This window comes from Mycolicibacter longobardus (assembly GCF_002102265.1).
Taxonomy (GTDB): Bacteria; Actinomycetota; Actinomycetes; order Mycobacteriales; family Mycobacteriaceae; genus Mycobacterium; species Mycobacterium longobardum.
Genome location: NZ_LQPG01000020.1, coordinates 64,354 through 77,684, shown reverse-complemented (window position 1 = coordinate 77,684; position 13,331 = coordinate 64,354). Strand labels below are relative to the sequence as shown.

The 13,331-nt window shown below is 69.5% G+C and carries 15 protein-coding genes and 1 riboswitch; of the genes, 6 read left to right on the top strand and 9 right to left on the bottom strand.

Going from position 1 to position 13,331, the window contains the following annotated elements; translation table 11 throughout:
• The first annotated feature begins 18 nt into the window (after window positions 1–18).
• Window positions 19–567: a hypothetical protein gene (locus AWC16_RS12165; RefSeq protein WP_085265010.1), complete on the top strand. Its 549-nt coding sequence runs from the start codon at window positions 19–21 to the stop codon at window positions 565–567.
• Here the strand turns inward: AWC16_RS12165 and AWC16_RS12160 are convergent.
• A complete protein-coding gene (locus AWC16_RS12160; RefSeq protein WP_109561380.1) occupies window positions 564–1,595 on the bottom strand; it encodes a DUF3027 domain-containing protein in 1,032 nt (343 codons plus the stop codon). The two genes, AWC16_RS12165 and AWC16_RS12160, sit on opposite strands and share 4 nt — an antisense overlap.
• A 223-nt stretch (window positions 1,596–1,818) precedes the next feature.
• Between AWC16_RS12160 and AWC16_RS12155 the strand changes: the two genes are divergently transcribed.
• Window positions 1,819–3,405 carry an MFS transporter gene (locus AWC16_RS12155; protein WP_109561379.1) on the top strand — a complete coding sequence of 529 codons (1,587 nt, stop codon included), beginning with the start codon at window positions 1,819–1,821 and terminating at the stop codon, window positions 3,403–3,405.
• A 7-nt stretch (window positions 3,406–3,412) separates the two neighbouring features.
• Window positions 3,413–3,913: a DUF2771 domain-containing protein gene (locus AWC16_RS12150; RefSeq protein ID WP_085265008.1), complete on the top strand. Its 501-nt coding sequence runs from the start codon at window positions 3,413–3,415 to the stop codon at window positions 3,911–3,913.
• Here AWC16_RS12150 and AWC16_RS12145 read toward each other — a convergent pair.
• From AWC16_RS12145 to AWC16_RS12125, 5 genes are all read right to left on the bottom strand, one after another.
• On the bottom strand, window positions 3,910–4,920 hold the full coding sequence (locus AWC16_RS12145) for a glutathione S-transferase family protein (protein ID WP_085265007.1): 1,011 nt from the start codon (window positions 4,918–4,920) through the stop codon (window positions 3,910–3,912). The genes AWC16_RS12150 and AWC16_RS12145 overlap by 4 nt on opposite strands.
• Window positions 4,921–4,957: 37 nt before the next feature.
• Window positions 4,958–5,611, bottom strand: a complete 654-nt coding sequence (locus AWC16_RS12140) for a sterol desaturase family protein (RefSeq protein WP_085265006.1) — start codon at window positions 5,609–5,611, stop codon at window positions 4,958–4,960.
• A complete protein-coding gene (locus AWC16_RS12135) occupies window positions 5,608–6,330 on the bottom strand; it encodes a FadR/GntR family transcriptional regulator (RefSeq protein ID WP_085265005.1) in 723 nt (240 codons plus the stop codon). Before AWC16_RS12135 ends, AWC16_RS12140 begins: the two co-directional genes overlap by 4 nt.
• A gap of 61 nt (window positions 6,331–6,391) precedes the next feature.
• Window positions 6,392–8,338, bottom strand: coding sequence for an acyl-CoA dehydrogenase family protein (locus tag AWC16_RS12130; RefSeq protein WP_085265004.1), 1,947 nt, complete (start codon window positions 8,336–8,338; stop codon window positions 6,392–6,394).
• A gap of 93 nt (window positions 8,339–8,431) precedes the next feature.
• The gene (locus AWC16_RS12125; protein ID WP_085265003.1) at window positions 8,432–8,842 is read right to left on the bottom strand and encodes a cold-shock protein; all 411 of its coding nucleotides are present in this window, start codon (window positions 8,840–8,842) and stop codon (window positions 8,432–8,434) included.
• 335 nt (window positions 8,843–9,177) lie between these two features.
• On the opposite strand from AWC16_RS12125, the gene moaA reads away from it, so the two are divergent.
• From moaA to AWC16_RS12110, 3 genes are all read left to right on the top strand, one after another.
• Window positions 9,178–10,200 carry a GTP 3',8-cyclase MoaA gene (gene moaA, locus AWC16_RS12120; RefSeq protein WP_234812240.1) on the top strand — a complete coding sequence of 341 codons (1,023 nt, stop codon included), beginning with the start codon at window positions 9,178–9,180 and terminating at the stop codon, window positions 10,198–10,200.
• A 3-nt stretch (window positions 10,201–10,203) separates the two neighbouring features.
• Complete coding sequence (locus tag AWC16_RS12115) at window positions 10,204–10,470, top strand: MoaD/ThiS family protein (protein WP_085265001.1); 267 nt, start codon at window positions 10,204–10,206, stop codon at window positions 10,468–10,470.
• A gap of 302 nt (window positions 10,471–10,772) precedes the next feature.
• Window positions 10,773–10,951: riboswitch (cyclic di-AMP (ydaO/yuaA leader) on the top strand.
• A 9-nt stretch (window positions 10,952–10,960) separates the two neighbouring features.
• A complete protein-coding gene (locus AWC16_RS12110; RefSeq protein ID WP_085265000.1) occupies window positions 10,961–11,866 on the top strand; it encodes a transglycosylase family protein in 906 nt (301 codons plus the stop codon).
• 78 nt (window positions 11,867–11,944) lie between these two features.
• Here AWC16_RS12110 and AWC16_RS12105 read toward each other — a convergent pair whose 3' ends face one another.
• From AWC16_RS12105 to moaC, 3 genes are read right to left on the bottom strand one after another with little or no spacing between them, the layout of a single operon-like run.
• A complete protein-coding gene (locus AWC16_RS12105) occupies window positions 11,945–12,364 on the bottom strand; it encodes a molybdenum cofactor biosynthesis protein MoaE (protein WP_109561383.1) in 420 nt (139 codons plus the stop codon).
• Between the two features lie 14 nt (window positions 12,365–12,378).
• On the bottom strand, window positions 12,379–12,858 hold the full coding sequence (locus tag AWC16_RS12100; protein WP_085264999.1) for a MogA/MoaB family molybdenum cofactor biosynthesis protein: 480 nt from the start codon (window positions 12,856–12,858) through the stop codon (window positions 12,379–12,381).
• Window positions 12,855–13,328, bottom strand: a complete 474-nt coding sequence (gene moaC / locus AWC16_RS12095; RefSeq protein ID WP_085264998.1) for a cyclic pyranopterin monophosphate synthase MoaC — start codon at window positions 13,326–13,328, stop codon at window positions 12,855–12,857. Before moaC ends, AWC16_RS12100 begins: the two co-directional genes overlap by 4 nt.
• Window positions 13,329–13,331 lie beyond the last annotated feature (3 nt).

Here is a 13,331-nt window from a genome sequence, read left to right as displayed (position 1 = left end):
AACTGGGAGGAGGAAGCCATGGAAACCGTGAAATCCGGCTCGCGACCGTCGAGCCTCGTCGCCGCCACCGCGGTCCTGCTGGCCGCCGGTCTGACCCCGGTGGCAGCGCAACCCGAGATCAGCACCCGCGCCGCGGCCGCGGTATCGGCCGAGGTGGCGCTGGCCGGCAGCGCCGTTGTCGACACCCTCCCCAACCTCGAAGCCCTCGCCGCGGCATTCGATGTGCCCGACACCGCCGAGGTGTTCGACATCCCAGGCGCTGCCGAGGTGTTCGACATCCCGGGCGCTGCCGCGGCATTCGATTTCGTCGGTCTGTTCAACGCGGAATTGGCTGCGGCCCAAGGATTCTTCAACAGCCTGTTCAGCCTGCCCGTGACGTTCTTCAACAACGTCCAGGACGTCGTCAACAGCCTCATCAACCTCGACTTCGGGATGGCCTTCAGTGCGGCGGTCTCCATCCCGCAGGACATCATCAACTATGTGCTCGGCCTGCCGGGACTGGTGATCAACACCGTCTTCAACATGGCCGTGGTACTCCCGGGCGAGTACCTGTTCAACTTCGGCTAGGGCAGCTCCGGTTCGCCCGGCTCGTCGGGCTCCCCCGGAATCTCGGCGGGTGCCTCGACGACGGCCTCCGCGTCGGTGGTGGCCTCGGCCTCGGTTGTGGTCTCGGCGCCGGTTGTGGCCTCGTCCGGTTCCGGCACCGCTTCTGTCTCGGCGGGCGTCTCGACCTGGGCTTCGGTCACCGACTCCACCGTCTCGGCCGGGGCCTCGGCGACCGCTTCGGCCGGTTCCGCCGCGGCAGGCTCGGCCGCGGGGACCGCGGTGACGTCAACGTTCTCCAGGATCTCCAGCACGCCGTCGTCGTAGGGCTCATATGCCGGGGAACCGGTGCCGGCCGGCGCCGGGGTGTCGCTGTGGGCGCCGCAGCCGTACCCGCAGTCGACCATATGGCCGTCGGCGGACATCTCGTTGCCACAGACCCCGAACATCGTGCCCAGCTCACCGGAGAGTGGCAGATAGAAGCCGCAGTCGCGGCAGACCCGTTTGGTGGACCGCGCCATCGCCGAATCCGGACCGTACTCGCCGTCATGCCAGCGCTGCGCCGCCTCGGCGCGGCCCACCGGGCTCATCAGCCAGCGTCGGCCCAAGCCGAGTTCGCCGGCCACCTCGTCGAGCTGCGGGTCACCGCTGGAGATATAGCCCGGGACCAATCGCGGATCGTCGGCGGGCGGTGCCAGCAGGTCCCCCGGCCCCAGGTCGCCGGGCCGGACCCGCTGGTCCCAGGGCACCCATTCCGGGGGCAGCAGCGCCGTCGGGCCGGGAACCAGCACCACCTCGCTGACCGTGGGGTGCGCGGCGCCCGGGCCGGCGGCCACCACGACGGCCCACTGCCAGCCCCGATAGCCGGGCAGCAGGGCGCCGAACCGGTGGGTGGCGGCGGACGCATCCTCGTAGTCGACCCCCAGGTGCTCACCGACGGTGTCGGCGCCGCTGAACTCGGCGACGGCCGTGCGGGCCTGTTCCACGGCCGCGGCCAGCACCGTGGGTACGGCGACGGTCGCGGTGGCTGATTCTGCGCTGGGTCCGGTCACGCGGGTCCCTTCCGTTCAATGACGCCCCTAATACTGCCGCAGCGCGGCCCGCTCAGCCACATGCAGGCACGATCACGGCCTGCGCGGGCCGGCGACGAACATAGGGAAGAATCGCGGTGTGTCTGCACGGCGGCGTGATCATCCCGAGCCGGGCCGGCGGCGCCGTCAGCCCCCGGCCACCGGCCGCGGGCGCGGCAACGGGTCCGCCGGCGCGCACCCCGGTATGGCCAACTACCCCAGCCACAACACGGGCGACCAACGGCCCCGCAAGCCCATGCCCAGCGCCAACCGCTACCTGCCGCCGCTGCGCAACCAGTCCGAGGCCCCGCGCCGGCAGAACCCGCCCGACGAACCCGGCACCGGCGACCGCTTCACGGTCCCCCGGGCCGCCGCGGCCCGCAGCCGCGAAATGGGCTACCGGATGTACGGGCTGGTGCAGCGGGCCGCCACCGCCGACGGCGCCGACAAGTCCGGGCTGACCGCACTGACCTGGCCGGTGGTGGCCAACTTCGCGGTGGACGCGGCCATGGCCGTGGCGCTGGCCAACACCTTGTTCTTCGCCGCGGCCGCCGGGGAGAGCAAGGGCCGGGTGGCGCTGTACCTGCTGGTCACGATCGCCCCGTTCGCGGTGGTCGCCCCGCTGATCGGTCCCGCCCTGGACCGAATCCAGCACGGCCGGCGTGCGGCGCTGGCGTGGGCGTTCGTGCTGCGCACCGCGCTGGCCCTGGTGCTGATCGCCAATTACGACGGCGCCGCCGGCACCTTCGGCTCCTGGGTGCTCTATCCGTGCGCGCTGGCCATGATGGTGCTGTCGAAGTCGTTCACGGTGCTGCGCAGCGCGGTCACACCACGGGTGATGCCGCCGTCGATCGATCTGGTTCGGGTCAACTCCCGACTGACCATGTTCGGTCTGCTCGGCGGAACGATCGTCGGCGGCGGTGTGGCCGCGGGCGCCGAGTACGTCTTCACCCGGTTGCTGCAGCTGCCCGGGGCGCTGTTCGTGGTGGTCGCGGTCTCGGTGGCCGGGGCGGCCCTGGCGATGCGGATCCCGCGGTGGGTGGAGGTGACCGCCGGCGAGGTCCCGACCACCCTGAGCTACCGCTTCGACGAACGGCGCCGCAGCTGGCCCGAACAGTTCCGGCGGGCCGGCGACGCACTGAGCCAGCCGTTGCGGCAACCGCTGGGCCGCAACATCATCGCCGCGCTGTGGGGCAACTGCACCATCAAGGTGATGGTCGGTTTCCTGTTCCTGTACCCGGCATTCGTGGCCAAGCAACACGACGCCAACGGTTGGGTGCAGTTGGGCATTCTCGGCCTGATCGGCGCGGCCGCCGGGGTGGGGAATTTCGGCGGCAACTTCACCAGCGCCCGGCTGAAACTCGGTCGACCGGCGGTGCTGGTGGTGCGCTGCACCATGGCGGTGACCGCCGTCGGACTGGCGGCGGCGGTGGCCGGAACCCTGGCGATGGCGGCGATCACCACCCTGGTCACCGCGGGCGCCAGTGCGATCGCGAAGGCCTCGCTGGACGCCGCGCTGCAGGACGACCTGCCCGAGGAGTCGCGGGCGTCGGCGTTCGGCCGCACCGAGTCCACCCTGCAACTGGCCTGGGTACTCGGCGGTGCGCTGGGGGTGCTGGTATACACCGACCTGTGGGTGGGCTTCACCGCGATCACCGCTCTGCTGATCCCGGGCTTGGCCCAGACCATCCTGTCGTTCCACGGCGACTCGTTGATCCCCGGACTGGGGGGCAACCGTCCGGTGCTGATCGAGCAGGACGGCGCCCGCCTCGATCCGGCCAGACAGGGATGACGTACAGGTGAAGCGCTCGACGGCAGTGCTGCTGACGGTGCTGGTGGTGGCGGTGGCTGCGCTCGCCGGGTTCGCCACCTGGTGGTTCAGCCGAACCGACGAGCCGACGCCGCCCCAGATCAGCGCCTACTCCAACGGGCACCTCACCCACGCCGGCCCCTACCTGTACTGCGATGTCCTCGACCTCAACGCCTGCATGCTGACCGAGTCGCGGGGCCAGCTGGCGGTCGACTCACGCCATCCGATCCAACTCGCGGTCGACGACACCATCGGCCGGGCGCCGTGGCGGCTGCTGCGGCTCTACGACAACCCGGCCGACACCACCGACAAGATGTATCCAGCGGGCAGCACCTTGGCGGTGACCGTCCCGACGGTGGACCCGCAGCGCGGTCCGCTGCGGGGTCTGGTGGTACAGCTACTCACCTTGGTCACCGATCGCGACACCGGCGAGCAGTTCGCGGCACCGCACGCCGAATGGGCGGTGGGGCTGCTCTGGGGCCGCCGCTAGGGCTGCTGAGCTCCGTGACCGGCCGGCACCCGCTCGTCGGCCGGAACCGGCCCCGGCGGGGCCCCGTCCCCGAACGGCCTGCCGCCCAGCGCTTCTCGCCCATGCGGGAGGAGCCAATTCGCCAAATCCGGCCCATCGGGAACGATCCGCGACGGATTGATGTCCGCGTGCACGATGTAGTAGTGCTGTTTGATCTGGACGAAGTCGGTGGTGTCGCCGAACCCGGGCGTCTGAAACAGATCCCGAGCGTAGGCCCACAGCACCGGCATCTCGGACAGCTTCTGCCGGTTGCATTTGAAATGTCCGTGATAGACCGGGTCGAACCGGGCCAGCGTGGTGAACAGTCGCACATCGGCCTCGGTGATGCTGTCCCCCACCAGGTATCGCTGATCAGCCAAGCGGTTGCTGACCCAGTCCAGCGCGGTGAAAAGCCGGTCGTAGGCCGCGTCGTAGGCCTCCTGGGTGCCGGCGAACCCGCACCGGTACACCCCGTTGTTGATTTCGGTGTAGATCCGCCTGGCTACCGTGTCGATCTCGTCGCGCAGCGGTTCGGGATACAGCTGCGGAGCCCCGTCACGGTGATAGGCCGTCCACTCGGTGGAGAAGTCCAGGGTCATCTGGGCGAAGTCGTTGGTGACCACCGCGCCGGTGGGCACATCGACCATCGCCGGAACGGTAATGCCCTTGGGATAGTCCGGAATGCGCTTGAAGTACGCGTCCTGCAGCCGAGGGATCTGCAGTACCGGGTCGACGCCACCGGGGTCCAGGTCGAAGGTCCAGCTGCGCTGATCGTGGGTGGGCCCGCAAAAGCCTATGGAGATAACCTTTTCCAGCCCGAGCAGCCGCCGCACGATGATAGTGCGATTGGCCCACGGGCAGGCCCGCGCGACGACCAGCCGGTACCGGCCCGGTTCGACGGGATACCCGTCGCGCCCATCGGCGGTGATCCGGGTGGAGATGTAGTTGGTGTCGCGCTGGAAATCGCCGCCGGCGAGGTAGCTGGCCATGAGTACCAGGGTGCCACGTTCACGGGCGACGCGCTGGTCAGCCGGTTGCCGTCGGCGCGTGCAGGTTTCGCACGGTCGGTGATGATTTGACCTTGAGCGGGTCCGGGTAGGTGCCCATCAGCCGGTCCGCGGTGCCGGAGCTGGTCACGGTGAACCAGTACTTCTCGTTCTTGAAGTGGTGGTACCGGTGGTTTCGCCACACCGCGCGGTAGATCGCATGGCGCGGCTTGTAATCGGTGTGGACGAGGTAGTGAATCCATTCGTAGAACACCAGGAACGTCGCGATGGTGAGCGCGAACGTCAGCCATTTTCCGGTGTTCCCGGGTGCGAGAAGCGCCAGCGACGTCAGCCCGACGATGATCACGATCAGACTGCGCCACGGAATGAAGATCAGCGGAATGTCCCGCGGGTCCCGGTGATGCAGGCGGTGGTCGCGAGCCAGCCGGGAGTCGATCTTGACGCCCGCCAGTTGGCGCGGTCGCCAATGCAGGATTCCGGTGTGGATCAACCATTCACCCATAGGCGAAAACCCGACGAGCGCAACGGAAATGATCACATCGACGACAGACCAGCCGCCCACCGCCAGACGTGCCGCCAGCAGGGCGCCCACCCAGGCGAGAAGCATCCAGGGGGTTGGGTGGTGGGCGAACTCGGCGAATGCTTCACGCAGTGTCAGCTGCTTGCGGGTCATCGCTGGTCCTCCAGCGCCTTGATGAGTTCGGTGAAGGCGGAGCTGCCCAGTCCGAGCATCGCCGCGGCGGTCCGGCGGGCGGCTTCCTGGTCGCCGGCGCCAATGGCCTCCGCGAGCGATCGGTAGTGCCCGATATCGTCGACCTCGGCGGCCATCACGTTGACGAGCACGTCGAGTGCGGGGACGTACGCGTGACGCAAGGTGTTGAACAGCAGCCGGAACGCGATCGAGTCGGCGCTGTCCACGATGAGCTCCCAGAACCCAAGGGCACGCCACATCCGTTGCACGGGGTCGGCTTCCGCCGCCAGCTCGGCGACCAGGGTGTGCAGACGGGCACGGGCGTCATCGTCGGCGCGAGCAGCCGCCAGCGCGGCCACCTGCGGACCGATGATGGCGCGGGCCTCGATCACGCTGGCCAACGTGGCACGGTCCACGTCGCCGCCGTGCGCGAGCAGCAGCGGCAGCACGTCGAAACCGGCCTCGGCGCGGAAATCGCGGACCACGGTGGATCCGCCCTGGCGGACGTGGATGAGGTTCGCGCGGTCCAGGCGACTCAGCGCTTCCCGAACGGCGGCCCGCGATACCCCGAGCGCCTCGGACAGGGTCCGCTCGCTGGGCAGGGTCTCCCCCGGCGTCCGGTCGCCCGTGAGCACCTGACGGGCGAGTTGGGCGAAGATCTCGTCAGGTATGGACTGCCGGGTGATCGGCTGCAGGGCCATGAGCCCCACCCTAACGCCAGATTGGTCAGAGGTCTAGTGGTCAGACCAATTGCTCGCTGACTCAGGCGCGGTGCGCGGTGGAGCCCGCCAGCACGCGCCGGGCCAGATCGGATTCGGCCGACGCGCCCGGTTCCCAGTGGGCGATCCATGGTCCGGTGCCCTCGGAGGGATCGAGGATGCCCTCTTCGAGCCAGGTGTGGTGATCCTGCAGCACCGCGTGGGCCAACTGGGCGTCCGTGCTGTCGGTGTTGGTCCACAACGCGGCGAACAACGCCTCGACCCGCAGCCGGGACTGCTCGCAGAACGCGTCGGCCAGCTGATAGGCGTGCTCGCCTTGGGCCCGGCCGGCCACTCGCTGCGCCTCTGCGCGCACGCACGCGGCTGCCATAGCGAACAGCTCCGCCCCGATATCCACGACACGCCCGAGGAACCCCTGCTTCTTCTCCATGCCGGCCTGCCACCGGGCCATGCCGTAGAAGGTGTTTCGCGCCAGCTTGCGTGAGTGCCGTTCGACGAAGCGCAGATGCGTCGCCAATCGGCCGAACTCGTGGTACCCGGTGGGCCGTTGCCCTTCCCCGAAAACCAGTTGCGGCAACCACTTTGCGTAGAACCCGCTGGCATCGACGGCGGACTTGGCCTTCTGCCGCAGATCGGCCTTGGGGTTGGCCAGCTCCCCGGCGGCACTCAGGTGGGCGTCGACGGCCTCGCGCGCGATCAACAGGCGCATGATCTCGCTGGACCCTTCGAAGATCCGGTTGATCCGCAGGTCCCGCACCAGCTGTTCCACCGGCACCGCGCGTTCTCCGCGCGCCGCAAGCGACTCGGCGGTCTCATAGCCGCGCCCACCGCGAATCTGCAGCAGCTCGTCGGCGACAACGCAGGCCATCTCGCTGGACCACAACTTGGCCAGCGCCGCCTCGATCCGGATGTCGTTGCGGCCCTCGTCGGCCATCTGACCGGACAGTTCCAGAACCGCCTCCAAGGCGTAGCTGGTGGCGGCGATGAACGCGATCTTCTTGGCGACGGCCTCATGCTCGCCGACCGCCTTGCCCCACTGGACCCGTTCGCGGGACCACTCCCGGGCGATCTTCAGCGACCATTTCGCCGATCCGGTCGCCATCGCGGGGATGGCCAAGCGTCCGGCGTTGAGGGTGGTCAGCGCGATCTTGAGGCCGTCGCCCTCCCGCCCGACCAGGTTCTCGGCAGGCACCCGAACCCGATGCAGCCGGGTCACGCCGTTCTCGATGCCGCGCAGCCCCATGAACTGGTTACGGCGTTCCACGGTGATCCCGGGCGAATCGGCTTCCACCACGAAGGCGCTGATGCCTCCCCTATGCCCGTCGCCCTTGGGCACCCGGGCCATCACCACCAGCAGCTCGGCCACCACACCATTGGTGGTCCACAGTTTCACCCCGTCGAGCTCATAGGCGGCGCCGTCCTCGATCGGTGTCGCGGTGGAGGCCAGCCGGGCCGGATCCGAGCCCACGTCCGGCTCGGTCAGCAGGAACGCCGAGATCGCCCCGGCCGCGCACCGCGGCAGGAACGCCTTCTTCTGCTCGTCGGTGCCGGCCAGCTTGAGCGGTTCAGGCACCCCGATCGACTGATGCGCGCTCAGCAGTGCCCCGAGACTGGGATTCACACTCGACACCATCACCAGCGCCCGGTTGTAGGCGATCTGCGACATACCCAGACCGCCGTACTCGGCGGGGATCTTCAGCCCGAAACAACCGAGCTCGGCCAGCCCTTTGACGCAGTCGTCGGGAATCTGGGCGTCTCGTTCGATGGCCGCGCCGTCGACGCCGCCCAGAAATTCCCGCAGCCTGCCCAGAAACTCCTCGGTGCGCACCGCGTCGTCATCCGACGGCCGGGGAAACGGGTGGATGAGCGGCAACGGAAACCGACCGAGGAACAGCCCCTTGGCGAAAGAAGGTTTATCCCAGCCGCTTTCGCGCGACTCCTCGGCGACTGCGCGTGCTTGCTCCTCGCTGACCTGCGTCTGCTGTGCCATCGGACACCTCCTGAGAACCCCGGACCGTTGCCTCCGGGATTAACCAGTTGGTGTCAAACCAAACGCCGGCACCACAGGCCGGCCCGCGACGACCTAGGCGTCGAGCTCCCGGGCCACGGCCTTGACCACCTCGGAGATCTGCCGGGCGGTCTTGCGGTCCGGGTAACGCCCCTTGCGCAGCTCCGGCTGCACCGTGCCTTCCAGCAGGGTGATCATGTCCTCGACCATGCCGTGCAGTTCGTCGGGGCTGTGCCGGTGCTCGGCCGGAACGGCCTCGCGACGGGTCCGCGACAGGCTCGGCGGCGGGTCGATCAGCTTCAGCGTCAGCGCCTGCGGTCCGCGGCGGCCGGCGGCGACGCCGAACTCGACCCGCTGGCCCGCCTTGAGACCCTCCACACCGTCCGGCAGGGCCGAGGCCCGGACGTAGACGTCCTCGCCTTCCTCCTGGGACAGGAAGCCGAAGCCCTTCGCGGCGTCGTACCACTTCACCTTGCCGGTCGGCACTGGTCTCACCTGCTTGTCTTGCTGATCACGTACGGGGTCTACACAAATGAAGCGTCCCGCCTGCGCAGGACGCGTCGACTGCTGATCTTACTCGGCCGACAACCCGCAAAGCACCCAGGTTTCCTCGGTAGGCTGGGGGCGCCGCTGACGGAGATCTGCGCCGGACGCCGAGTATCGATCCGGTCGCTCTCCCGCCCACCGAATCGGATACGGACATGACGTTGAGGCAGCCGGGTCTGCGCACACCACCGCGGGTGGACGCTGCCGACACGGACCGGCGGAACGCCGCCCGCAATGCCTTCCATGAAGCCGTGGAGCGGGCCATCACCGCGCCGATGCCGACCTCCGGGCCCCTGGTCGACACGTTCGGGCGGGTCCACACCGATCTGCGCATATCCCTGACCGACCGGTGCAACCTGCGCTGTACCTATTGCATGCCGGCCGAGGGCCTGGACTGGATTCCCAGCCCGCACCTGCTGACCGACGACGAGCTGATCCGGCTGATGCGCATCGGCGTCACCCGGCTGGGGATCACCGACATCCGATTCACCGGCGGCGAGCCGCTGCTGGCCCGGCACCTCGAGGACGTGGTGGCCGCGGCGGCAGCCCTGCGGCCTCGGCCCGAGATCGCGTTGACCACCAACGGCCTGGGGCTGGCGCGCCGGGCCGGCGCCCTGGTGGCGGCGGGCCTGGACCGGATCAACGTCTCGCTGGACACCGTCGACCGGGCCCACTTCGCCGAGATCACCCGGCGAGACCGGCTGCCCGACGTGCTTGCCGGCCTGGACGCGGCCGCGCGGGCCGGCATGGCGCCGATCAAGGTCAATGCCGTGCTCGACCCCAAGATCACTGGCGAGGACATCGTCAACCTGCTGCGTTTCTGCCTGCAGCGCGGTTACCAGTTGCGGGTGATCGAGATGATGCCGCTGGATGCCGAACACCGCTGGACCCGCGACGGCGGGCTCAACCTCGAGCAGATCTTGGAGGCGGTGCAGGCCCGGTTCGTGCTGCGCCACGATCCGACGCCACGTGGTTCCGCGCCGGCCGAGCTGTGGCTGGTGCACGAGGGCTCAGAAGACTCAGCCACCCCGCTCGGTACTTTCGGGATCATCGCCTCGGTATCGCGCCCATTCTGCGGAAGCTGCGACCGGACCCGCCTCACCGCCGACGGTCAGATCCGCAACTGCCTGTTCTCCGCCGAGGAGTCCGATCTGCGGGCGCTGCTGCGAAACGGCGCCGACGACGCCACCATCGAGCAGGCCTGGCGGGCCGCGATGTGGACGAAGAAAGCCGGACATGGCATCAACAATCCGGACTTCATCCAGCCGGACCGCCCGATGAGTGCGATCGGCGGCTGACCCATGAATCAACAGACCGGCGTCGCGGTGACCGTCCGCTACTTCGCCGCGGCGCAGGCGGCCGCCGGCACCGATTCCGAGACGGTCCGCGTGCCGTCGGGGGCAGGCGTGGCCGCCCTGGCCGAGGCTCTCGCAGGCCGCAACGAGCGGCTCGCGAGCGTGCTGACCCGATGCTCCTATCTGCGCGACGGGGTCGCTGTGCGCGACCACTCGGCGGCGTTGCGACCGGGCGAGACGGTCGACGTACTGCCCCCGTTCGCCGGCGGTTAGCGAGGCTCGACGAAGGAGAGACGAAGCTGGACCGCCGAATCAAACCCGGCGGATAACATGATCTACGTCACATAACGAATTGATCACGGACCGACAACAGCTTGGTGGAGTGGGTTCTGACCTGCGCAAACACCGGCGGTTCCTGGTGTTTTTAGAAGAACAAGCGATGAAAACACCCCGGAGCGCAAAGGATGACGCGGCGGGTAAGACCGGTTACGGTACATCTCCGGGTGTATCGAAAATCTTCCGGTCGATTCACCTTTCTTCACCCGTAGCGCCGAACTCCATCCAACGGGCGAGGAAAACCACAAATACCTGATGGATGGAGGCGGGGGACCCACCGGGTCCGCCGAGAGCGGACCGGGAGCCGTTAACCGGCTCCTCGGGGTGAAGCCGATGACGCACCGCGTGCGGCAAGGCCGGGCAGTCCCTCACTGTCCGAACCCGACGCTGACCTCGCAGGCGTAGACAGAGAGGAATTCACCACCATATGAGTGGACGGCATCGCAAGCCCACCCAGTCGAACGTCAACATCGCCAAAATCGCCTTCACCGGTGCCGTGATCGGTGGCGGCAGCCTTGCCCTCGCCGGGCACGCCGCCGCAGCCACCGATGACGAGTGGGACCGCGTCGCCAAGTGCGAGTCCGGCAACAACTGGGGCATCAACACCGGCAACGGCTACCAGGGCGGGCTGCAGTTCTCGCCGAGCACCTGGAGCAGTCACGGCGGCGGCAAGTACGCCCCGTCGGCCCACCTGGCCAGCCGCGAGCAGCAGATCGCGATCGCCGAGCACGTGCTGGCGACCCAGGGCCGTGGCGCCTGGCCGGTCTGCGGTCGTGGCCTGTCCGGCGCGTCGCAGCGCGAGGTCCCGGCGACCCCCCCGGCTGACGCCCCGGTCGACAACCCGGATGTCAACGGCCAGACCGTGGCCATGGACAACCCGATAGCTCCGCCGCCGGCACCCGAGCCCGCCCCGTGGTGGGCGCCGCCGGCCCCCGAGGCCCCGGCTCCCGCCGAGGGTGCCGCACCGGTGGCTCCCGCCGGCTGGATCCCGCCGGCTCCGGAGGCTCCGGCCCCCGAGGCCCCGGCACCGGAGGCTCCGGCGCCGATCGCGGAAGAGGTGCCGCCGGCCCCTGAGGCTCCGGTCCCGATCGCCGAGGAGGTGCCGCCGGCCCCCGAGGCCCCCGCGCCCGCTCCCTGGTGGGTGCCGCAGGCTCCCGAGGCCCCGGCTCCGGAGGCTCCGGCCCCCGCCGACGAGGCGGCCCCGGCCCCGGAGAACCGCGAGGCGGTCTCGGTCGGCTTCCACCAGCAGCTGTGGCAGGCCGTCCGGTCGGAGAACATCAGCGGCAACGACGCGCTGGCCGCGTTCGTGCAGCAGCCCAACCGGGTCGTCTAGCCGCAGGCGGATCGTCGCTAAAGCAGAGCCACGAAAAAGCGGGGGCCGGATCACCGGCCCCCGCTTTTTCGTGTCCGGCTAAGCCGAGCCGACCCATTCCTCGGTGTCGTCGGCGAAGAACTGGTGCTTCCACACCGGTAGCCGCGCCTTGATGGTGTCGACCAGGAGCGCGCAGGCCTCGAACGCCTCCCGGCGGTGATCGGCCGCCACAGCGGCCACCAGCGCGGCATCACCGATATGCAGGACGCCGATCCGGTGGCTGGCCGCCAGCGCGCGCACGCCGACAGCCTGGTCGGCGATCTCGGCCAGCACGTCGGCCATCACCTGCGGCGCCGACGGGTGCGCGGAATACTCCAGCCGGGTCACCTCGCGGCCGTGGTCGTGATCGCGGATCATCCCCACGAATCCCACGATCGCGCCGGCGGCCCGGTGGCCCACCAGGTCCTCGTGCTCGGACAGCACGATGGGCTGCTCGGTGACGGCCGCCCGCAGCACCAGCGCGCCGGTGCGCGTCACGGGTGATCTCCCCCGGCGAGCTGGTCCAGCGCATGATCCAGGACGTCGGCCAGCACGCCGAGCCCGTCGCGCACCCCGCCGGACGAGCCGGGCAGGTTGACGATCAGGGTCCGCCCGGCCACGCCGCACACGCCGCGGGACAGCACCGATGTCGGCACCTTGGGCAGGCCGGACCAGCGGATGGCGTCGGCCAGGCCGGGAACCTCGTAGTCCAGCACCGCCGCCGTCTGCGCCGGGGTGTCGTCGGTCGGCGAGATCCCGGTTCCACCGGAGGTGATGATCAGGTCGGCACGGGCGGCCACCGCGGCCCGCAGCGCCACCCCGACCGGCTCGCCGTCGGGCACGACCTCCGGCTGCACCGGGGCGAAGCCGCGTTGCGCCAGCCAGTCGGCGATGATCGGCCCGGTGCGGTCGGCGTATTCCCCGGCCGCGGCGCGGGTGGAGGCGATGATGACGCGGGCGCTGCGAGAACTCACTGCCGCTCCCAGGCCCCGGTACGGCCACCGTCCTTGCTCAGCACCCGGATGTCGTCGATGACCGCGGCGCGGTCGACGGCCTTGATCATGTCGTAGAGGGTCAGAGCGGCCACACTGACCGCGGTCAGCGCCTCCATCTCCACCCCGGTGCGGTCGGTGGTACGCACGGCGGCGGTGATGTCGATCTGGGATTCGCCGATCGCGAAGTCCACGTCGACACCGGTGAGGGCCAGTTGGTGGCAGAGCGGGACCAGGTCGCTGGTGCGTTTGGCCGCCATGATGCCCGCCACCCGCGCGGTGGCCAGCGCATCGCCCTTGGGCAGTCCGCCGGACGAGATCAGCTGTATCACTTCGGCGGTGGTGCGCAGCACCCCGGCGGCGACCGCCGTGCGTTTGGTGGTCGCCTTCGCGCTGACGTCGACCATGTGGGCCGCACCCTGTTCGTCGAGGTGTGAGAGCGGCCCGGTCACGGC

Bases quoted from the DNA above. Each gene is read 5' to 3' on its own strand.
- AWC16_RS12115 (WP_085265001.1), top strand. From the start codon at position 10,204: ATGAATCAACAGACCGGCGTCGCGGTGACCGTCCGCTACTTCGCCGCG.
- AWC16_RS12130 (WP_085265004.1), bottom strand. From the start codon at position 8,338: ATGGCACAGCAGACGCAGGTCAGCGAGGAGCAAGCACGCGCAGTCGCC.
- AWC16_RS12165 (WP_085265010.1), top strand. From the start codon at position 19: ATGGAAACCGTGAAATCCGGCTCGCGACCGTCGAGCCTCGTCGCCGCC.
- AWC16_RS12110 (WP_085265000.1), top strand. From the start codon at position 10,961: ATGAGTGGACGGCATCGCAAGCCCACCCAGTCGAACGTCAACATCGCC.
- AWC16_RS12155 (WP_109561379.1), top strand. From the start codon at position 1,819: ATGGCCAACTACCCCAGCCACAACACGGGCGACCAACGGCCCCGCAAG.
- AWC16_RS12135 (WP_085265005.1), bottom strand. From the start codon at position 6,330: ATGGCCCTGCAGCCGATCACCCGGCAGTCCATACCTGACGAGATCTTC.
- AWC16_RS12145 (WP_085265007.1), bottom strand. From the start codon at position 4,920: ATGGCCAGCTACCTCGCCGGCGGCGATTTCCAGCGCGACACCAACTAC.
- moaA (WP_234812240.1), top strand. From the start codon at position 9,178: ATGCCGACCTCCGGGCCCCTGGTCGACACGTTCGGGCGGGTCCACACC.
- AWC16_RS12140 (WP_085265006.1), bottom strand. From the start codon at position 5,611: ATGACCCGCAAGCAGCTGACACTGCGTGAAGCATTCGCCGAGTTCGCC.